Annotated in this window: 17 protein-coding genes; 7 read left to right on the forward strand and 10 right to left on the reverse strand. The window is 69.8% G+C overall.

Annotation, left to right across the window (positions count from 1 at the left end; genetic code table 11):
• Positions 1 to 5: 5 nt before the first annotated feature.
• From E3O49_RS11045 to E3O49_RS11055, 3 genes are all read right to left on the reverse strand, one after another.
• On the reverse strand, positions 6 to 1,367 hold the full coding sequence (locus E3O49_RS11045) for an LCP family protein (protein ID WP_134364838.1): 1,362 nt from the start codon (positions 1,365 to 1,367) through the stop codon (positions 6 to 8).
• Complete coding sequence (gene purE, locus E3O49_RS11050) at positions 1,364 to 1,831, reverse strand: 5-(carboxyamino)imidazole ribonucleotide mutase (protein ID WP_134364860.1); 468 nt, start codon at positions 1,829 to 1,831, stop codon at positions 1,364 to 1,366. Before purE ends, E3O49_RS11045 begins: the two co-directional genes overlap by 4 nt.
• An 86-nt stretch (positions 1,832 to 1,917) precedes the next feature.
• Entirely contained in the window at positions 1,918 to 3,054 is a 1,137-nt protein-coding gene (locus E3O49_RS11055; RefSeq protein WP_134404598.1) for a 5-(carboxyamino)imidazole ribonucleotide synthase, read from the reverse strand.
• A gap of 123 nt (positions 3,055 to 3,177) precedes the next feature.
• On the opposite strand from E3O49_RS11055, the gene E3O49_RS11060 reads away from it, so the two are divergent.
• Positions 3,178 to 3,759, forward strand: coding sequence for a GtrA family protein (locus E3O49_RS11060; RefSeq protein ID WP_134451575.1), 582 nt, complete (start codon positions 3,178 to 3,180; stop codon positions 3,757 to 3,759).
• Here the strand turns inward: E3O49_RS11060 and E3O49_RS11065 are convergent.
• Together E3O49_RS11065 and E3O49_RS11070 are read right to left on the reverse strand one after the other, a co-directional pair.
• Positions 3,736 to 4,293 (reverse strand): PH domain-containing protein, encoded by a 558-nt coding sequence (locus E3O49_RS11065; RefSeq protein WP_241976233.1) that lies wholly within the window; start codon positions 4,291 to 4,293, stop codon positions 3,736 to 3,738. The genes E3O49_RS11060 and E3O49_RS11065 overlap by 24 nt on opposite strands.
• A gap of 6 nt (positions 4,294 to 4,299) precedes the next feature.
• Positions 4,300 to 5,142: a biotin--[acetyl-CoA-carboxylase] ligase gene (locus E3O49_RS11070; protein ID WP_134403315.1), complete on the reverse strand. Its 843-nt coding sequence runs from the start codon at positions 5,140 to 5,142 to the stop codon at positions 4,300 to 4,302.
• Between the two features lie 192 nt (positions 5,143 to 5,334).
• On the opposite strand from E3O49_RS11070, the gene E3O49_RS11075 reads away from it, so the two are divergent.
• Together E3O49_RS11075 and E3O49_RS11080 are read left to right on the forward strand one after the other, a co-directional pair.
• A complete protein-coding gene (locus E3O49_RS11075) occupies positions 5,335 to 6,948 on the forward strand; it encodes an acyl-CoA carboxylase subunit beta (RefSeq protein WP_370262634.1) in 1,614 nt (537 codons plus the stop codon).
• A gap of 9 nt (positions 6,949 to 6,957) precedes the next feature.
• A complete protein-coding gene (locus E3O49_RS11080; protein WP_134364833.1) occupies positions 6,958 to 7,194 on the forward strand; it encodes an acyl-CoA carboxylase epsilon subunit in 237 nt (78 codons plus the stop codon).
• A 266-nt stretch (positions 7,195 to 7,460) separates the two neighbouring features.
• On the opposite strand, the gene E3O49_RS11085 is transcribed toward E3O49_RS11080, so the two are convergent.
• From E3O49_RS11085 to E3O49_RS11100, 4 genes are read right to left on the reverse strand one after another with little or no spacing between them, the layout of a single operon-like run.
• On the reverse strand, positions 7,461 to 8,471 hold the full coding sequence (locus E3O49_RS11085; protein ID WP_134364832.1) for a hypothetical protein: 1,011 nt from the start codon (positions 8,469 to 8,471) through the stop codon (positions 7,461 to 7,463).
• Positions 8,468 to 9,721 (reverse strand): sensor histidine kinase, encoded by a 1,254-nt coding sequence (locus tag E3O49_RS11090; protein ID WP_160141093.1) that lies wholly within the window; start codon positions 9,719 to 9,721, stop codon positions 8,468 to 8,470. The genes E3O49_RS11085 and E3O49_RS11090 overlap by 4 nt, the downstream gene beginning before the upstream one ends.
• A gap of 28 nt (positions 9,722 to 9,749) precedes the next feature.
• Positions 9,750 to 10,475, reverse strand: a complete 726-nt coding sequence (locus E3O49_RS11095) for a response regulator transcription factor (protein ID WP_134364830.1) — start codon at positions 10,473 to 10,475, stop codon at positions 9,750 to 9,752.
• A gap of 55 nt (positions 10,476 to 10,530) precedes the next feature.
• On the reverse strand, positions 10,531 to 11,844 hold the full coding sequence (locus E3O49_RS11100) for a class I SAM-dependent RNA methyltransferase (RefSeq protein ID WP_134403314.1): 1,314 nt from the start codon (positions 11,842 to 11,844) through the stop codon (positions 10,531 to 10,533).
• A gap of 64 nt (positions 11,845 to 11,908) precedes the next feature.
• On the opposite strand from E3O49_RS11100, the gene E3O49_RS11105 reads away from it, so the two are divergent.
• On the forward strand, positions 11,909 to 12,562 hold the full coding sequence (locus E3O49_RS11105; RefSeq protein WP_134364828.1) for a Maf family protein: 654 nt from the start codon (positions 11,909 to 11,911) through the stop codon (positions 12,560 to 12,562).
• 110 nt (positions 12,563 to 12,672) lie between these two features.
• Positions 12,673 to 14,442: an acetyl/propionyl/methylcrotonyl-CoA carboxylase subunit alpha gene (locus E3O49_RS11110; protein WP_134451576.1), complete on the forward strand. Its 1,770-nt coding sequence runs from the start codon at positions 12,673 to 12,675 to the stop codon at positions 14,440 to 14,442.
• Between the two features lie 113 nt (positions 14,443 to 14,555).
• Here E3O49_RS11110 and E3O49_RS11115 read toward each other — a convergent pair whose 3' ends face one another.
• Positions 14,556 to 15,992, reverse strand: a complete 1,437-nt coding sequence (locus E3O49_RS11115; protein WP_134364826.1) for an NAD(P)H-quinone dehydrogenase — start codon at positions 15,990 to 15,992, stop codon at positions 14,556 to 14,558.
• 188 nt (positions 15,993 to 16,180) lie between these two features.
• Between E3O49_RS11115 and E3O49_RS11120 the strand changes: the two genes are divergently transcribed.
• Together E3O49_RS11120 and E3O49_RS11125 are read left to right on the forward strand one after the other, a co-directional pair.
• Positions 16,181 to 17,008, forward strand: coding sequence for a purine-nucleoside phosphorylase (locus E3O49_RS11120; protein ID WP_134364858.1), 828 nt, complete (start codon positions 16,181 to 16,183; stop codon positions 17,006 to 17,008).
• 206 nt (positions 17,009 to 17,214) lie between these two features.
• Positions 17,215 to 18,966, forward strand: coding sequence for a phospho-sugar mutase (locus E3O49_RS11125; protein WP_134364857.1), 1,752 nt, complete (start codon positions 17,215 to 17,217; stop codon positions 18,964 to 18,966).
• The last annotated feature ends 56 nt before the right edge of the window (positions 18,967 to 19,022 follow it).

The following is a 19,022-nucleotide window of genomic DNA, read 5'->3' on the forward strand; positions in this document are numbered from 1 at the left end:
GCCCCTTACTGGGCCGGGGCGTCGGTCGCGGGCGGGGCCAGGGCTTCCTGGATCAGGCTGCGGATGACGTCGTAGTCGGGATTCTCCGGGTCGACGTTGTTGTCGGGAACCAGTTCGACCGACTTGATCGGCAGCTTCTTGGTCTTGGACGCGAGGTTCGTGAAGTAGCCGAGCATGCCCTGCGGGATGTCGGTCTTCACGACCTGGGACCCGGCCGATGCCACGGCCTGGAACTTCGACAGCACGTTGGCCGGGTTGGCCTGCGCGAGGATCGCCTCTTGCACCTGCCGCTGCCGCACCATCCGGTCATAGTCGCTCGTGTCGTGGCGTGAGCGGGCGTACCAGAGGGCGTGGTAGCCGTCCATGTGCTGCCTGCCGGGCTCGAACCAGAACGCGACTTTGGTGAAGGTGTCGTCGCTGTGCACCGGTACCCGGTGGTCGACGGTGATGTCGACCCCGCCGAGCGCGTCCACGAGGTCGGAGAAGCCCTGCATGTCGATCAGAACGTAGTACTGGATCGTCAGCCCGGTGACGCCCTGGGCGGCGTCGCGCATGCCTTCGATTCCGGGCTCGCTGCCCTGGTCGACCGCTTTGGGGTACATCTCCGGGCTCTTCAGCTCGACCTCGGTGAAAATGGAGTTCAGCATGCAGGCGTCGACCTCGCAGCCGTCGATGGCGCCGTACCCTTCCGGGTACAGGTCGGCCAGCGGCCCGGGCGAGAACGGGACGTCCTCGAGGTTGCGGGGCAAGCCGATCATGCTGGCCTGGCCGGTCTCGGCGTCGATGCTGACCACGGAGATGCTGTCGGGGCGCAGACCGTCGCGGTCGGGTCCGGCATCGCCGCCGAGCAGCAGGATGTTGTAACGGCCGTCGACGGGGGGTTCGGTCGGGCCGGCCATGAAGACCGACGACAGGAACCCGCTGGCCGTCGTCGCCAGGTAGGCGCCGTAGCCCGCCGTGCCGACCACGGCCACCATCAGCACGGTCGTGAGGGCCGCGATCACCGGGCGGGAACGGGGGACAGCCCGCACCAGCCGAACCAGCCGGAGGGTGTCGAGGGTGAGGACCAGCCAGACCACGGCGTAGACCGCGAGCAGCAACGCCGCCGCCCACAGGCCGATCGAGTTCGTGAAGACCGTGAGGACGACCGTCGGCCAGAGCACGTACACCACGCCGGCGATGACGGCGAGGGTGATCAGCGTGAACGTCATCCGCAGGCCGAACCGGCCCAGGCGGCGGCTGCCGGCCAACACCTGAACGGAGCCGGGCAGCACGAAATTGAGTACCACGAGCCACCAGGCCCGCTTGGTCATCACCTGGGGGGAACCGAGGTCCGGTCTCCGGATCGGGCTGCTGGCGCTCGTCATAGTCTCGCTTGGAGGGCCGCGTTCTTCTGCTCGACCTGGGCGGCGAGGGCCTCCGCGTAGTCGAGCAGTTTGACTCGGAGCGAGTCGTCTGCGGTGGCGAGCACCTTGACGGCGATCAGGCCCGCGTTGCGGGCGCCGCCGATGGAGACGGTGGCCACCGGAACGCCGGCCGGCATCTGAACGATGGACAGGAGCGAGTCGAGCCCGTCGAGGCGGCCGAGCGGCACGGGCACGCCGACGACCGGGAGGGTGGTCACGGCCGCGAGCATTCCGGGCAGGTGGGCGGCGCCGCCCGCGCCGGCGATGATCACCCGGAGACCGCGCGCGTGGGCGGTCTTGCCGTAGTCGATCATCTTCTCCGGGGTGCGGTGCGCCGAGACGACCTGCACCTCGAAGGGCACGCCGAAGTCGCGCAGCAGCTGCGCGGCGTCGCTCATCACGGGCCAATCGGAATCGGATCCCATGACCACGCCGACAAGGGGCGTCACGGATTCGTCCGACGAAGCGGTTTCGGGCACGGAAGTCTCAGGCACGGAGTCGATCTTATGGCTCAGTCCTGAAAGATCGCCGCAGTGGCACGCGTCTGGTAGACCACATCGTCCAGATCGGAGCCTCCCGCGGTGACGTGGCCGACCTTGCGGCCCGGGCGCGGGGCCTTCCCGTAAGTGTGCACTTTGACCGACGGATGCGCCGCGAACGCCGCCGGGAACCGCTCCGAGAGCGCCCCGACCCCCGGCCCGCCGATGATGTTGACCATGACCGTCCAGGGGTCGCGGGCATCCGTCGCCCCCAGCGGCAGGTCGAGCACGGCCCGGAGGTGCTGCTCGAACTGACTCGTCGTGGACCCCTCGATGGTCCAGTGGCCGCTGTTGTGGGGGCGCATCGCCAGTTCGTTGACCAGGAGCCGCCCGTCCGAGGTCTCGAAGAGCTCGACGGCCAGCATCCCGGTCACGCCGACACCCTCGGCGACCCGCACGGCGATGTCGGCCGCGAGCTGCTCCAGCCGGCCCTCCGACCCCGGCGCGGGGGCGATGACCTCCGCGCAGACGCCGCCCTTCTGCACGGTCTCCACGACCGGCCAGACCGCGATCTGGCCCGAGGGCCGCCGGGCGACGAGCTGGGCCAGCTCGCGCCGGAAGTCGACGAGTTCCTCGACCAGGAGGGCGCCCGCGTTGCCGTCCTCGGCGAGCGCGGCGAACCAGTCATCGGCCTCGTGCTCGTGGCTGACCAGCCGCACGCCCTTGCCGTCGTAACCGCCGCGGGCCGTCTTGACCACCGCGCGGCCACCGTGGCCGGCCAAAAACTCGCCCAGCTCGGCGGCGGTCTCCACCCGGGCCCAGTCGGGCACCGGCAGGCCGAGTTCGGTCAGTCGCTGCCGCATCAGTAGCTTGTCCTGGGCGTAGAGGAGCGCGTCCGGCCCCGGGTGCACGGCCACCCCGCGGGAGACGAGTTCGCGCAGGATCTCCTGCGGGACATGCTCGTGGTCGAACGTGATCACGTCGACGGACTCGGCGAATGCCAGCACGACGTCGCGGTCGCGGTAGTCGCCGACCTGCACGGCGGCCAGGCCGGCGCTCATCCCCTCGCCCTCGGCCAGCACCCGGAGCTCGATGCCGAGATTCACCGCGGCCGGAATCATCATCCGGGCCAACTGACCGCCGCCGATCACGCCAACAGTGGTATTCATCCGTGCCCCAATTCCTCCGCGACCGTTCACTGCCCGGTAAGTGTTTTCTCAGGCAACAGACTGGACCGCGCCGTAGACTGCGAGTTTCGCACCTCTATCTTTGCCCATCGACTGGACGGATGCATGCCCAGAGCAACGGGGACAAGATCGCGGCTGCTGGCCTTCGCCAGCCAGGTCGCCAAGTTCGGCGCGGTCGGGCTCGTCGGCTTCGTCGTGGACATCACGGTGTTCAATCTGCTCCGCGCGAGCGTTTTCAGCCCCGACCTGGTGCACGCCGGGCCGCTCTACGCGAAGATCGTGTCGACCATGCTCGCCATCGTCGCGAACTGGATCGGCAACCGGTACTGGACCTTCGGCGCGTCGCGCCAGTCGAAGACCATGCGCGAGGGGGCCGAGTTCTTCGCCGTCAGCCTGGCCGGCATGGGGATCGGCCTGGCCTGCCTCTGGGTCAGTCACTACCTGCTCGGGTATACCAGCGTGCTCGCCGACAACATCTCCTCGAACGTGGTGGGGCTGTTCCTGGGCTCGGTGTTCCGCTTCGTGCTCTACCGCTACTGGGTCTTCTCCCCCGTCCGCCAGGCGGGCCGGGGCGCCGCGACGGCCCTGAACGACGGCTCACGAACCGACGGCTCACGAACCGGCACCGCCCGTACCGACACCGCCCGTACCGACACCGGGAGCCTAGCGACGGCCCCACAGAGGTGATGGGTCGGCGGTGATCGACTGGTCGTGACCGACGGTGCCGACCCGGGCGCGGGACTGTTCCATCAGATCGTGCAGCACCTGCTGCACCAGCACGGGGTTAGGCACGTCCTTGAGCACGAGCGGATGCTCCGGGCCGGTTTTGATCACCACGTCGCCCGAGCGCACCAGCGACTGCAGCCAGGTCGTGCGCACGGTCACGTCATAGCCGCGGCTGTGCAGCAGCTCCTGGCGGGTGCGCACGAAGACCCCCCGGCGGAAGATGATGCGCCGGGTGGTGATCGTGTACCGATGGTTCAGCCAGGAGACGAGCGGGAGCAGCCAGAACAGCAGCACGACGGCCACCGCCCCGGCCAGCAGGGCAGTGTTCTGCCAGGGCTCAGGCAGCGAGCCGTAGTAGTAGCCGGTGGCACCGCAGGCGGCCAGCAGGAACAGGGTCGGCCAGAACAGCACGCGGGCGTGCGGACGCAACCGGGCCACGACCGATTCGGCCGGAGGCGTCACGCTGGCTGTGCCGGTCCCCGCTGACTTTGTCATAACCCATTAATACCGCAGGTGGGTGACATCTCCGGCGGCGACGGCCTGCAGCTCGCCATCCGCCTGGTCCTCGACGATCAGGCGGCCGCTGCGGTCGAGGGCGATCGCGGTGCCGACCAGGTCGGTGCCGCCCGGGAGCTGCACCCGCACGACGGAGCCGAGGGTGCCGCACAGCTCGGTGACCGCCTGCAGCAGCCCGCTTCGCACCGGGTCGCCATTCGCGGCGACGAACGCGGCCGTCAGGACCCGCAGTTCGGTCAGGTAGTGCGCAAGGACGGCGTCCGGGTCGGGCGGAGTGCCCGTGACCAGCTGCAACGAGGTGGAGGTGAGGGTGGGGAGGTCGTGTTCGTCGAGGGACACGTTCAGGCCGGTCCCGATCACCAGCCCGCGCGCATCCGGCAGGAGCTCGGAGAGGATGCCGGACACTTTGTACCCGTCGATCAATACGTCGTTGGGCCACTTCAGGGTGACCTCGTGCCGGGGGCTGTCCTCGTCCGGCGGCGCGGCCCGGGCGGCGAGCCCGGCTTCCACGGCCGCCCGCACGGCGCGCGTCATCGCCGCCCCCGCCAGCAGCGGGAACCAGCCGAAGTGGTCGACGGGCAGCGGGGCTCCCCCGACCCGGGGGCGGAGCAGCACGGAGACGGCCAGGGATTTGCCGGTGGGGGCCAGCCAGGTGCGACCCAATCGGCCGCGACCGCGAGTCTGGTTGTCGGTGACGACCGTCGACAGGTCGGGCCAGGCGGCGGCATCCGTGCCCGCCGCGTGGCCGACGAGCTCGTCGTTCGTCGACCCGGTCTCGGCCAGGTACTCGAAACGCGGTACGACCTCGCGGCTGAGCGGAAACTCCATGCGGCCCTCTTCTCGTGGCTAACTCAGGCTATTCTCCCGAATCCGGGCCTAATCATCCTCTTTTGGCCGCCCAGTGGGCGTTTCTCCTGAGTTGGCCGCGGGGAGAACACGGGGAGAAGGGGAAGCGACCAGCAAACCGACCGGTTTTTGTAGACAATCGTCAACGATCGGGGGCAGGGGCTGGCCGGTAGAGTGAACGGCGTGACTGAGAACTCGCCCGCTGCGGGCCCCGACCTGTACACCACGGCTGGAAAGCTCGCCGACCTCAAGCTGCGCTACCACGAAGCCGTGACGGCCAGCGGTGAGGCCGCGATCGAGAAACAGCATGCCAAGGGCAAGATGACCGCCCGGGAGCGCATCGCCATGCTGCTCGACCAGGGTTCTTTCGTCGAGCTGGACGAGTTCGTGCGCCACCGCACGCACGCGTTCGGGATGGAGAAGAAGCGACCGTACGGCGACGCCGTCGTCACCGGCACCGGAACCATCCACGGCCGCCAGGTGGCCGTGTACTCGCAGGACTTCACCATCTTCGGCGGATCGCTCGGCGAGGTCGCCGGCGAGAAGATCATCAAGGTGATGGACCTCGCCCTCAAGACCGGGGTGCCCATCATCGGCATCCTCGACTCCGGCGGAGCGCGCATCCAGGAGGGCGTCGTCGCCCTGGGCAAGTACGGCGAGATCTTCCGCCGCAACACGGCCGCGTCCGGCGTCATCCCCCAGATCTCCATCATCTGCGGCCCCGCGGCCGGCGGCGCCGTGTACTCCCCCGCCCTGACCGACTTCGTGATCATGGTCGACAAGACCAGCCAGATGTTCGTCACCGGCCCCGACGTGATCAAGACCGTCACCGGTGAAGACGTCGGCATGGAAGAACTCGGCGGCGCGCTCACCCACAACACGGTCTCCGGGGTGGCGCACTACCTGGCAAGCGACGAACCCGACGCCCTCGATTACGCCCGCACCCTGCTCAGCTTCCTGCCGGACAACAACCTGGCCGACCTGCCCGTGTACGACAGCGACATCGAGCTGGAGACGACGGATGCCGACCTCAAGCTGAACACGATCATCCCCGACTCCCCGAATCAGCCCTACGACGTGAAGACCGTGATCGAGCACATCGTCGACCACGGCGACTTCCTCGAGACGCAGCCGCTGTTCGCCCCGAACATCGTGGTCGGCTTCGCCCGGGTCGAGGGACGCTCGATCGGCATCGTCGCCAACCAGCCCAGCGCCATGGCCGGCACGCTCAACATCCCGGCCGGCGAGAAGGCCGCCCGGTTCGTGCGGTTCTGCGACGCGTTCTCGATCCCGATCCTCACCCTGGTCGACGTGCCCGGCTTCCTGCCCGGCACCGACCAGGAGTGGACCGGGATCATCCGCCGCGGCGCCAAGCTGCTCTACGCCTACGCGGAGGCGACCGTGCCGCTGGTCACGGTCATCCTGCGCAAGGCCTACGGCGGCGCGTACATCGTGATGGGTTCCAAGCAGCTCGGCGCGGACATCAACCTGGCCTGGCCGACCGCGGAGATCGCCGTCATGGGCGGCCAAGGTGCGGTGAACATCCTCTACCGGGCCGAGATCAAGAAGGCCGAGGCAGCCGATGAGGACGTCGCCGCCGTGCGCACCCGCCTGGCCAACGAGTACACCTACAACGTGGCGAGCCCGTTCCTGGCCGCCGAACGCGGCGAGCTGGACGGCATCATCGAGCCGGCCACAACCCGCGTCGCGATCACCAAGGCTTTGCGCGCCCTGCGCACCAAGCGCGCGAGCCTGCCGCCCAAGAAGCACGGGAACATTCCGCTGTAGGCGGGCACCATGACCGATCCAGCGAATTCCCCCGACCCGGCCGCCGAGATGCGCTTCCTGACCCGCGGCGTCACCCCGCACGAGGCCGCGGCCCTGTCGGCGGTGCTGCACGGCCTGATGCGGGAAGAGAACGACAGCCTGCGCCAGGCGCCGGCACGAGGCCAGAGCGCCTGGCAGCGCAGCCAGCGCGGCATCCGCACGCCGATGGTGCCCGGCGACGGCCGGTGGCGCGGCTTCTCCGCCTGAGAACGGATGCCGGCCCAGCCGGTCCCCCTAAATGCCGACTTTTTTCGTGGTTCCGGTTCAAGCATGATTGAACTTGCCGGTGAGGTTCTCAGAACTTCACAGCCAGATCTCGCCGACTAGGGTAAGCAGGCGAGTTGTGGGGGCGAGTCAGGGTGACATTCGGGTTGTCGCCCTGACACGGAATGTCGAAAGGGGATCAACCTCACGGTTGGTCCCCTTTCGCTTTGACCGGCCCTGCTTGAACCGGGCCCGCGGGCCGCTCGCTGTCAGCGCGGGATCTCCAGCCACAGGTCGACCTCGGGTTCGGGCGATTCCTGTCCGAGCGCGCTGAGTCGGGCATCCGCGCTGCTGAGTCCGACGACGGTGACCGCGGTGGCGGATCCGTCACCGGCGGTGCGCGCGATGATCGAGTCGGCCGTGGTGCCGCCGATCGCGGCCGCCAGCGTGTTGAGGACGGTTTCGAGCTCGGGGCCGCGGATGTCGTCGATGTTGCCCTCGTCGAGCAGGGTGACGATCGCACCCCGGCGGCGGGCGGCCATGACCTGGTCGCGCACGGCGTCGTTGAGCAGCTTGCGACCGCGGATCTCGTCGCGCACGGCGGCCTCGAGGTAGCGGCATTCCTGGCGCTGCTCGGCGGTCAGGTCGCCGCCCCGGTCGATGATGCGGCGCAGCATCGGCGCGGCCAGGCGGATGGTCTGGGCCAGGCGCACCTGGCGCTCGTAGAGGTGGGCCTCCTGGGCGGCCTGCCACTCGGTCGCCTCCCGTTCGGCCAGGGCGTACTGCCGGGCGTCCCGGCCCGCTTTGGCCAGCGCGCGGGCGAGAATGACGGCGACCGCGACCCAGACGACGCTTCCGATCACGCCCATCGACCCCAGGGCCGCCGGACCGGCCCAGACGACCGTGTGCACCACCAACGCCCCGGCGCCGACCCAGGCGAGCGCCGGCTGCCGCCGGGTGGCCGTGATGGTCATCAGGGTTCCGACCGCCGCGACGTACCAGGTGGCGTAACCGTTGTCCACGGACCCGTCCAGCTGGCTGACCACGAGCAGCGGGATCATGGCGCAGACCGCGACGTTGAAGAAGGCCAGCCACAGCGGCATCCGCATGGGGCTCGTGGGCCACAGGCTCAGCACGGTCGCGACGAAGTAGACGACGATCGCCAGGACTGCCGGCCCCGGCGTGCGCGGCTGGTTCAGAGAATAGATGCCGAGCAGGACATGGTAGGTGGAGAAGAGGGCGGCCAGGGAGAGCACGAGGCCGCGCGGCACGGTGATCATGACGCGTGCCTCGCGGGCGCGGGCGGCCATTCGATGGTGATGGTGGTGCCCCGGCCGATCTCGGAGCACACCGCAACCGACCCGCCGGCGCTGGCGACACGGTCCTGGATCGAGATGCGCAGGCCCAGCCGTTCGGCCGGCACCGCGGCCGGGTCGAAGCCCACGCCGGAATCCGCGATTGTGACGGTGCAGCCGCCCTGGGCGTTCGCGCTCAGGGTCAGCGTGCGATCGGGTGTGAACTCGGCCGTCCCCGCGTGCTGCACGCTGTTCACCATGGCCTGCACGCTCGCTGCGAGGATCGCTTCGCTCGCGTGCACCGGGAGGCGGAGCGACTCGATCTGGCACTCGGTGACGGCAAACGGGACAGGGAAACGCTCGGCCGCCGCACGGATCTGCGCTGCCAGCTCGCCGAACGGCACCAGACTGTCGTCACCGGCCGGCACCAGGGCCGCTTCATTGAGCCGGTTCAGGGCATCCGCCGCCATCCCGGAGGCCAGTTCCGACGCCTTCGGGCCGCCCGCCGCCGCGGCGGCGAGGAACGTGGCGAGCACGCTGTCGTGCACGATCGAGTCCACCTGCACGCGTTCGACTTCGGTGGCGTGCTGCCGCACAGCGTTCGCGTACTGGTGCAATGCGTTCGTCTGCGCCGCGTCCACGGCGCCCGCCGTCTGCCTGAGCATGAAGATGATGATCAGGATGACCTCGCCAAGGAGGATCGCGTACACGGCGTCGAGGGAGGACAGGAGCACGTCGGCGCCGCCGCCGGACGGCTGGGACCGGATGACTCCGTAGACGACCGGCACCGCGAGGGTGTACACGGCGGCCCAGGCCAGTGGGAACGCGACCGCCGCACAGGCGGTCGCGATGGTGCACATGTACCAGAGCCACGGCTTGCCGTCGAGCACCTGGTTCGGGTTGATCATGAGCAGGGGCCACGCGATGAGCGCGCCCAGGTAGAACACCGCGACGGTGCCGGTGGCCGCCCGGACCGCCGTCTTCGTGACGGCCGCCACGACGACGGCGGCGAGGGACAGGCCGAGCAGCACCGGCGCGAGGAAGCCCATGATCGGCAGCCGTTCGGGGGCCTGCGCGAACATGATGGGCATCGCCTGAAGCGCGAAAACCACCCCCACGCCGGCGAGGGCGCGGGAGACGACCACCTCGATCCGGGTGCGACTGATCGGGTTGCGCGGCTGACGGGGGCCGGCGATCAGGTCGGAGCCGTGGGGGTCGAGTTCTGTGGGAGGCACGGGAGCGTGCCCGAGCCCGCCCGCAGTGTCAGCCGCGAGCATCCCCGCCGTCCGGGTCGAGGCCCGGCAGGATTCCGTCTTCGACGGCTCGGCGGAGCAGGTCCACCTTCGTGGGCGCCGGCCGGCCGACCTCGATGTACTTCACGCGGATGCGGTCGAGGTATTCGCGGGCGGTCGAGTGCGCGATGCCGAGTTGCATCGCGACCATCTTCAGCGGCAGGCCGGAGGCGTAGAGGTGCAGCACGTCGCGCTCCCGTCGACCCAACTGCGCCTTCGCGAAGTCACGGTCTGCGTCGATGGCCGTGGCCCATTCGAGGTTGTTGAGCACGTCGCCGCGGGCGACGGATGCCACCGCCGCCATCACGGTCGTCGTGGGCGAGGATTTGGGGATCACCCCGGCCGCTCCGGCCGCGAGCGCCTCCCTGACCAGTGCGACCCGGTCCGCGATGCTGTGCACCAGCACGGATGCCCCGGTGCTCTGGGCCCGATGCACATTGTCGGTGACGCGCGAGCCGTCGCCCAGCGACAGGTCGAGCACGATGACGTCGACCGGGCGGCCGTTGATCCCGTCGATGAGTTCCTGCACGGTGGGAGCGGTGAAGATGACCTCGAAGCCGACGTTCTCGCAGGCGGCCTTGATGCCCAGGCGCACCGACTCGTGGTCGTCGGCGATCCCGACCCGCACGGGGTGGTCGAGGACGATGCCGCCCTCGGGCAGGGTGGCCGCGGTCACGGGTGTGGTCGGGTCGGTCATGGGTCCTACATCCTCACGTTGTCGTACAGGTCAACGTCATACAGGTCAACGATAGCTATCTGGACAGCAGCGCGATGCTCTCAACATGGTGGGTGTTGGGAAACAGGTCGAAGGCGCGCAGGGTGCGCAGGGTGTATCCGTGCCCGGCGAGGAGCGCGATGTCTCGGGCCAGCGCGACCGGGTCGCAGGCCACGTAGACGATCTGACGCGGGCCGAGCGCCCCGAGCTGGTCGATGATCTCCTTGCCCGCACCGGCGCGCGGCGGGTCGAGGATGACCGTGGCCGCGTTCTGCCTGGCCCGTTCGGCGGCGCTGGAATCGCGCACCAGGCCGCTGAGGAACCGGTCGACCCGGGAGGTCTGCACACTGGCGCCGACCCATTCGGCCAGGTTCTCGGCGGCGAAGTCGGTGGCCTGGGCGTCGCTCTCGACCGAGGTGATGCGCAAGTCGTGGCCGAACCGGTCGCCGACCGCGGCGGCGAGCAGGCCGACCCCGCCGTAGAGGTCGAGGTTCGCGGCCCGCGGGTCGAACTCGTCGGGGTCGATGGTGTCCTGCACCGCCCGGTAGAGGGTCTCGGCCGCGCTGGTGTGCACCTGCCAGAAGCCGGCGGCGTCGAGTCGGAACTCGCGCTCCCCGACGACCTCGCGAATGAGCGTGCGTGGGGTGGGGCGGCGCTTGCCCGCCGCGTCCTGCTCGGCCACGAGCACCTGCACGGAACCCAGGCTGGGCGCGACGACATCGACGGATGCGGCGCCCTTGAAACGCTGGTCGAGCGGCGCGGCCGCCTCCAGCAGCCGGTCGGCGAGCGGCAGGTCCCCGACCGGGATCACCCGGTGGGAGCGGGCGGCGTAGGGGCCGACGAAGCCGTCCTCGTCGACGTGCAGGCGCACGCGCGTGCGCCAGCCCGTGCCGTCGGCGGCGTCGCCGGGGGACGCGTTGCGGCCCACCTGGACGGGCTCGACCGTGACCTCGGACTCGATGCCGGCCATCCGTTTGAGGGCGTCGGCCAGCACCTGGCGCTTGAGCTCGCGCTGGTGGCCGAGCTCGATGTGGCCGAACTCCGCGCCGCCGGCACGGTCGTCCGGGTCGCGCTCGAGCGCGGCGGACGCCCAGATGTGCGGCTGGCGCTCGGGCGCCTCGGTCAGGACCTCGACCGTTTCGGCCCGCCAGAAGCTCTTGTGGCTGGCCGAGGTCAGCCGGGCGCGCACACGCTCCCCCGGCATGGTGTCGCTGACGAAGACCACGCGACCCTCATGCCGGGCGATGAAGATGCCGCCGTGAGCTACGTTTGTGACGTCGAGTTCGAGTTCCGCGCCCACTTCTGCGGAGTGCCCGCTCTGGTCTGCCTGGTTGTCGTTGCTGGTGCCCATTCATCGATGATCCCACACCGCTTATCCCCTGCACGAGCCTCACCCCCACGCACGAAGGGAAACCATGCGCCTCTACCTGGCGTCCACGTCTCCGGCACGGCTCATGCTGCTGCGCTCGGCGGGCGTCGAACCCGTAACCCTGGCCCCCGACGTGGACGAGGATGCCGTGGCGGCCGAAGCCGCCCGGCACAGCGGCGCGCCCCTCACCCCGCACAGGGTGGTGGAGCTGCTGTCCCGGGCGAAGGCGGAGGCCGTGTCCCTCGCGCTGACCCGGGCGGGCGACATCGGGGACGGCCTCGTGCTCGGCGGCGATTCGGTTTTCGTGATCGACGACGTCATCTACGGCAAGCCGCACACGAGCGAGAAGGCCCGTGAACGCTGGCAGCTGCAGCGCGGCCGCACCGGGCAGCTGTTTTCCGGCCACTGGCTGATCGACCACACGAACGGCGTGGCCGGGCAGGCCGTCGGGGCCGTCGCGGTCGCCGACGTCACCTTCGCCGACGATATCGGGGATGCCGAGCTCGACGCCTACATCGCGACCGGCGAGCCCCTGTTCGTGGCCGGCGCGTTCACGATCGACAGCCTCGGCGCGCCCTTCATCACCCACATCGACGGGGACCCCTCCACCGTCGTGGGGCTTTCCCTCCCGACGCTGCGGCGGCTCGTGAACCGGCTCGGTCACTCCTGGCCGAGCCTGTGGAACCGCCCCTCGAACTGACCTGCGGCACCCGTTTGGCACCCGATTGTAGGCATCCGCACTTTTATCGCCCCTCTTTTTGTGGGAGAGAACCAAAACCGAGGGGGCCGAGCGCCATAAGCTAGGGCACTGTGCCCCCAATAACGAAGGTCCTCATCGCAAACCGGGGCGAAATCGCCGTCCGGGTGATCCGCGCCGCCAAGGACAGCGGGATCCTCTCGGTCGCCGTCTATGCCGACCAGGATCGCGACTCGATGCATTCGCACCTCGCCGACGAGGCCTACGGGCTCGACGGCACCACGAGCGCGGAAACGTACCTCGTGATCGAGAAGCTCCTCTCGGTGGCCAGGCGGTCCGGCGCCGACGCCGTGCACCCCGGCTACGGGTTCCTCGCCGAGAACGCCGACTTCGCCCGCGCCGTCATCGGCGCCGGCCTGATCTGGATCGGCCCCTCCCCCGAGGCGATCGAGAAGCTCGGCGACAAGGTGTCCGCCCGGCACGTCGCCGAGAGGGTGCACGCACCGATGGCGCCCGGCACCCTCAACCCGGTCGTGGATGCCTCCGAGGTCCTCGACTTCGTTGACCTGCACGGCCTGCCGGTCGCGATCAAGGCCGCCTTCGGCGGCGGCGGCCGCGGCCTGAAGGTCGCCCGCACCCGGGAAGAGGTTCCCGAACTCTTCGACTCCGCCACCCGCGAGGCCGTCGCCGCGTTCGGCCGCGGCGAATGCTTCGTCGAGAAATACCTGGACAAGCCCCGCCACGTCGAGACCCAGTGTCTCGCCGACGCCCACGGCACCGTCGTGGTGGTCTCCACCCGCGACTGCTCACTGCAGCGCCGCCACCAGAAGCTGGTCGAGGAGGCGCCCGCGCCGTTCCTCACCGACGCGCAACGCGACGAGATGTACCGCGCCTCCAAGGCGATCCTCGCCGAGGTCGGCTACGTCGGCGCCGGCACCTGCGAATTCCTGATCGGCCAGGACGGGACGGTGTCCTTCCTCGAGGTCAACACCCGGCTGCAGGTCGAGCACCCCGTGTCGGAGGAAGTGACCGGCATCGACCTGGTGCGCGAGCAGTTCCGTCTCGCCGAGGGCGGGCACCTCACCTACGGCGACCCGGAACCGATCGGGCACTCCTTCGAATTCCGGATCAACGGCGAGGATGCCGGCCGCGGCTTCATGCCCGCCCCCGGCCCCGTGCACGTGTTCAAGCCATCCGGCGGCCCCGGCGTGCGCGTCGACAGCGGCGTGCAGGCCGGAGACGTCATCTCCGGGTCGTTCGACTCCCTGCTGGCGAAGCTGATCGTGACCGGAGCCACCCGGGAAGAGGCCCTCGAGCGCTCCCGCCGGGCCCTGGACGAGTTCGAAGTGGCCGGCCTGCCGACCGTGCTGCCCTTCCATCGCCGCATCGTGCGCGACCCCGCCTTCGCACCGGCCGACGGAGCGCCGTTCTCGATCTACACCCACTGGATCGAAACCGAGTTCCAGAACGACATTGAGCCGTGGAACGGATCCCCGGAAGAACTCACCGGTCCCCAGAAACGCCACAACGTGGTCGTGGAGGTGGAGGGCCGCCGGATCGAGGTCAGCCTACCCGTGCGGCTGCTCCCCGGCACGGGCTCCGAGAACACGGCCGGCCCCGCGCCCCGGCGCCGTGGAGGCTCCCACTCGATCCAGACGGCGACGGGCGATGCGGTGCACGCCCCGATGCAGGCGACCATCGTGAAGCTGGCCGTCGCCGAGGGTGACAGCGTCGTCAAGGGCGACCTGCTGCTCGTACTCGAGGCCATGAAGATGGAGCAGCCGCTGACCGCCCACAAGGACGGCGTGGTCGGCACCGTCGGCGCCGTCATCGGCGCCACCGTGGCATCCGGTTTCCTGCTGATGGCCGTGCTCGACGCCTGACGCCCGGCCTCAGGTCTCGGCTCCATTCCGCTCAGTCGCACCAAAAAAACCCTCATTCCGGGAACGAGGGTTTTTTTGGTGTGACGCGGCGAAGATCTCGCCGCGGCCCGGGGCTACTGCACGATGTGCATGGCGCGGGCGGCATCCGAGATCGAGTGCGTCAGCGACGGGTAGACCGGGAACGCCATCGCGACCTCGTCGACGGTGAGCCGGTGCTCCACGGCCAGCGCCAGCGGGAAGATCAGCTCGCTCGCCTTGGGCGCCACGATCACGCCGCCGATCACGGTGCCGGTGGTCGTGGTCGCGAACAGCTTGACGAAGCCGTCCTTGATGCCCATCATCTTGGCCCGCGGGTTGGACGAGAGCGGCAGCTTGTGGATGATGCCGCGGGTGAGGCCGTCCTCGATCTGCTTCTGGGTCCAGCCCACGGTGGCGATCTCCGGCTGGGTGAAGATGTTGGCCGAGACGTTGCGAATCTCGATCGGCTTGACCGCGTCGCCCATGGCGTGGAACACGGCGGTGCGCCCCATCATCGAGGCGACGGATGCCAGCGGCAGCTCCGTCGTGCAATCGCCGGCCGCGTAGATGTTCGGGATGGACGTGCGCGCGACCCGGTTCACCCGGATATGCCCGGATTCGGTGAGCTGCACGCCCGCCTCCTCGAGCCCGATCCCGGCCGTGTTCGGAATGGACCCCACCGCGATCAGGCAGTGGCTGCCCTCGACCGTGCGACCGTCGGAGAGCGTGGCCAGCACGCCGGTCTCCGTGCGCACGACCGAGGCGGCGCGGGACTTGCTGAGCACGACCATGCCGTTGCGTTTGAAGACGTTCTCGATCACGGCGGCCGCGTCCGCGTCCTCGCCGGGCAGAACCTGGTCGCGGCTGGAGATCAGCGTGACCCGGGCGCCGAGGGCGCGATAGGCGGACGCGAACTCGGCGCCGGTCACGCCGGAGCCGACCACGATGAGGTGCTCGGGCACCGCGCGCAGGTTGTAGAGCTCGGTCCAGCTGAGGATGCGTTCGCCGTCGGGGATCGCGGTCGGCAGGATGCGCGGGGTCGCGCCGACGGAGACGACGATCGTGTCCGCCTCGATCCGGTCGAAGTCGATGCCGGAGCCGTCCTCGGCCGTCGAGACGATCAGACCGCTGGTGCCGTCGAGGCGGCCGTGGCCGCTGACGAGGTTCACGCCGGCGCGCATCAGCGTCGCCTTCATGTCCTCGGACTGTTGGCGGGCCAGGGCCAGGAGCCGCTTGTTGACCGCGGCGAGGTTGATGGCCACTTCCGGGCGGGCCGGCTTGCCCAGCTCGTTGCGCACGAACAGCTGCACGCCGAGGTCGGTGGCCTCGCCGATGGAGTTGGTGGCCTCGGCGGTGGAGATGAGGGACTTGGAGGGGACGACATCCGTGATCACGGCGGAACCGCCGACACCGACGCGCTCGACGAGGGTGACCTCGGCCCCCTGCTGGGCGCCGGCGAGGGCGGCTTCGTACCCGCCAGGCCCTCCGCCGAGGATAGCGATGCGCTGCTTGCGTTCGAACTCGTAGGCCATGCTCATATTCTCCCGTCTCGCGGCGGCCCCCGCCAACCGAGCCCCTCCCCGGCCGAACCAATTCGACGGAGATATGCACGGAATCTGACGCTCAGGCCCGTTTTCGGCCCTAAAATCGCAGAATCTCCGTCGAATCAGTCACGGGCACGCCGCCGAAAACGAGGAGCAATTAGAATGACGGGATGCTGATGACCGACATTAATCCGCTCGACGTTCCCGAAACCGATCCGTTCGACGTCGCACGGACCGCCGCGCGGGAGATCGCCGAGGCCACGGGCATCGCCCGCCACGACATCGCCCTGACCCTGGGCAGCGGCTGGGGCCGCGCCGCCGACCTGATCGGCGAGACCACCCACACCCTCGACGCCGAGGAGATCACGGGCTTCAGCGCTCCCGCCCTCGCCGGGCACGCCGGCAAGCTCCGCTCGGTGCTGCTGCCCGGCGGCAAGCGCGCGCTCCTGATCGGCGCCCGCACGCACTATTACGAGGGCCACGGCGTGCGCCGGGTGGTGCACAGTGTGCGCACCGCTGCCGCCACCGGCGCGACGACCATGATCCTCACCAACGGGGCCGGCGGCATCCGTGAGACCTGGACGCCCGGCACGCCCGTGCTGATCAGCGACCACATCAACCTCACCGCTGACTCACCGCTCGAGGGTGCGACGTTCGTCGACCTGACCGACCTGTACTCCCGCCGGCTGCGCGACCTGGCCCGCACCATCGACCCGACGCTCGACGAGGGCGTCTACTGCCAGTTCCGCGGGCCGCACTATGAGACACCGGCCGAGGTGCAGATGGCCAGGGTCATCGGCGGCCACATCGTCGGCATGTCCACGGCGCTGGAGGCCATCGCGGCCCGCCAGGCCGGGATGGAGGTCCTCGGCCTCTCCCTGATCACCAACCTCGCGGCCGGGATCCAGACGGAGCCGCTCAGCCATGCCGAGGTGCTCGACGCCGGCAAGTCTGCCGAACCGGTCATCAGCGCGCTGCTCGCCCGGATCGTGGCCGCACTGTGAGCCTCGCCGACATGAGCGCCGACGGCATCAACCCGGACGGCGTCAACAACCCGGATGCCCTGAACACGGATGCTCTGAACACGGATGCCCGCAACCCCGGCGAGACCGACGCGACGGCCCGGGGCCGGCACTCCACCCCCTCGGAGAGCACCGCAGACGCAGACGCCGGCACCGACGCGGCGAACGACGCGCTCCTGCCGAACACGATGGTGCTGGACACCATTCAGCCGGCTGACCCGTCCGGCAACGCCGGCACGGGCGCAACGGATGCAACCTCGACCCTGGTCGCCACGGCCGGCGCCTGGCTGAACCAGGACCCCGACCCGGAGACCCAGGCCGAACTGCGCGCCCTCCTCCGCGGGGTCGCCGACGGCGACGCCGGCGCCCTGGCCGAGCTGCACTCCCGCTTCGACGACCGCCTCGCCTTCGGCACGGCCGGCCTGCGCGGCGCGATCGCCGCCGGCTCCAATCGGATGAACCGCGTGCTCGTCTGCCAGGCCGCCGCCGGTCTGGCTGCCTTCCTGATCAAAACCACGCCGCCGGACCGGGTCCCCTCGGTCGTCATCGGTTATGACGGCCGCAAGAACTCCCAGGTGTTCGCCACCGATTCGGCCGCCGTGATGGCCGGGGCCGGGGTGCGCGCCATCCTGCTCCCCCGCCTGCTCCCTACGCCCGTTCTCGCCTTCGCGGTGCGCCACCTCGACGTCGGCGCCGGCGTCATGGTCACCGCCTCGCACAATCCCCCGAACGACAACGGTTACAAGGTCTATCTGGGCGGCGCCAACCAGGGTTCCCAGATCGTGTCACCCGACGACGCGGCCATTGCGGCCGAGATCCTGCGCGTCGCCGCCGAGCAGCAGGTTCCGCAGCTGCCCCGGGCCCCCTACGAGACGGCCCCCGAGTCGGTCGTGCAGGCCTACATCGACGAGACCGCGAGCATCGCCCACCCGCCGCGCGCGCAGGTGACCACGGTTTACACGGCGCTGCACGGCGTCGGCTGGGACACCACCCGGCGCGTGCTCGAGGCGGCCGGTTTCGACCTGCCGACCCTGGTCGACGCCCAGATCGCTCCGGATGGCGCATTCCCCACCGTCGCATTCCCCAACCCGGAGGAACCCGGCGCGATGGACCTCTCCTACGAGACGGCCAGGGAGGTCGGCGCGGAACTGATCATCGCCAACGACCCCGACGCCGACCGGCTCGCGATCGCCATCCCGCAGGAGGGAACCGCGAGCGGCTACCGCCGGCTCAGCGGCAACGAGGTCGGGGCCCTCCTTGGCTGGCGGGCCGCGGAGATCGCGTCCGGTGCGCCCGGCCACGGCGGGGCCACGGGCACGCTCGCCTGCTCCATCGTCTCCACCCCCGCCCTGCAGGCCGTCGCTCAGGCCTACGGGCTGCGGTTCACCGACACCCTCACCGGCTTCAAATGGGTGTCCCGCGCCCCCGGCCTCATCTTCGGTTTCGAAGAGGCGCTGGGATACCTCGTGAACCCGCGCACCGTGCGGGACAAGGACGGCATCTCCGCGGCAGTCGCGCTGCTGTCCCTGGTCAGCGACCTCAAGGCCGAGGGTGTCACCCTGGCCGAGCACCTCGACCGGTTCAGCGAACGGTTCGGCCACTTCGCATCCGGTCAGATCTCGGTGCGGGTCACCGACCTGACCGAGATCGAACGAGTCATGGCCCGGCTGCGGGAGAGCCCCCCGGCCTTCGTCGGACGGATCGCGGTGGACCACATCGACGACCTCGCCGCCGGTTTCAACGGCCTGCCGCCCAGCGACGTGCTGCGGATCCGGCTCGCCGACGGCTCCCGCGTGATGGTGCGCCCGAGCGGCACCGAGCCCAAGCTCAAGGTCTACCTCGACACCAGCAGCACCAACGGATCCGTCGCCGAGCGCAAGGCCGCCGCCGAGGAGACCCTCGCCGAACTCGACCGGGGCATGCGCGAACTGATCAAGTAGCCCGCCACTGTGGCCGTTCCGGTCGAGAGTGCCCGTTGGAACGGGCACTCTCGACC

The organism is Cryobacterium shii, assembly GCF_004402595.1.
GTDB classification, from domain to species: Bacteria; Actinomycetota; Actinomycetes; order Actinomycetales; family Microbacteriaceae; genus Cryobacterium; species Cryobacterium shii.

Excerpts from the sequence above, each read along its gene's own strand:
- E3O49_RS11045 (WP_134364838.1), bottom strand. The coding sequence starts at position 1,367 with ATGACGAGCGCCAGCAGCCCGATCCGGAGACCGGACCTCGGTTCCCCC.
- purE (WP_134364860.1), bottom strand. The coding sequence starts at position 1,831 with ATGGGATCCGATTCCGATTGGCCCGTGATGAGCGACGCCGCGCAGCTG.
- E3O49_RS11055 (WP_134404598.1), bottom strand. The coding sequence starts at position 3,054 with ATGAATACCACTGTTGGCGTGATCGGCGGCGGTCAGTTGGCCCGGATG.
- E3O49_RS11060 (WP_134451575.1), top strand. The coding sequence starts at position 3,178 with ATGCCCAGAGCAACGGGGACAAGATCGCGGCTGCTGGCCTTCGCCAGC.
- E3O49_RS11065 (WP_241976233.1), bottom strand. The coding sequence starts at position 4,293 with ATGACAAAGTCAGCGGGGACCGGCACAGCCAGCGTGACGCCTCCGGCC.
- E3O49_RS11070 (WP_134403315.1), bottom strand. The coding sequence starts at position 5,142 with ATGGAGTTTCCGCTCAGCCGCGAGGTCGTACCGCGTTTCGAGTACCTG.
- E3O49_RS11080 (WP_134364833.1), top strand. The coding sequence starts at position 6,958 with ATGACCGATCCAGCGAATTCCCCCGACCCGGCCGCCGAGATGCGCTTC.
- E3O49_RS11085 (WP_134364832.1), bottom strand. The coding sequence starts at position 8,471 with ATGATCACCGTGCCGCGCGGCCTCGTGCTCTCCCTGGCCGCCCTCTTC.
- E3O49_RS11095 (WP_134364830.1), bottom strand. The coding sequence starts at position 10,475 with ATGACCGACCCGACCACACCCGTGACCGCGGCCACCCTGCCCGAGGGC.
- E3O49_RS11100 (WP_134403314.1), bottom strand. The coding sequence starts at position 11,844 with ATGGGCACCAGCAACGACAACCAGGCAGACCAGAGCGGGCACTCCGCA.
- E3O49_RS11105 (WP_134364828.1), top strand. The coding sequence starts at position 11,909 with ATGCGCCTCTACCTGGCGTCCACGTCTCCGGCACGGCTCATGCTGCTG.
- E3O49_RS11115 (WP_134364826.1), bottom strand. The coding sequence starts at position 15,992 with ATGGCCTACGAGTTCGAACGCAAGCAGCGCATCGCTATCCTCGGCGGA.
- E3O49_RS11120 (WP_134364858.1), top strand. The coding sequence starts at position 16,181 with ATGACCGACATTAATCCGCTCGACGTTCCCGAAACCGATCCGTTCGAC.
- E3O49_RS11125 (WP_134364857.1), top strand. The coding sequence starts at position 17,215 with ATGGTGCTGGACACCATTCAGCCGGCTGACCCGTCCGGCAACGCCGGC.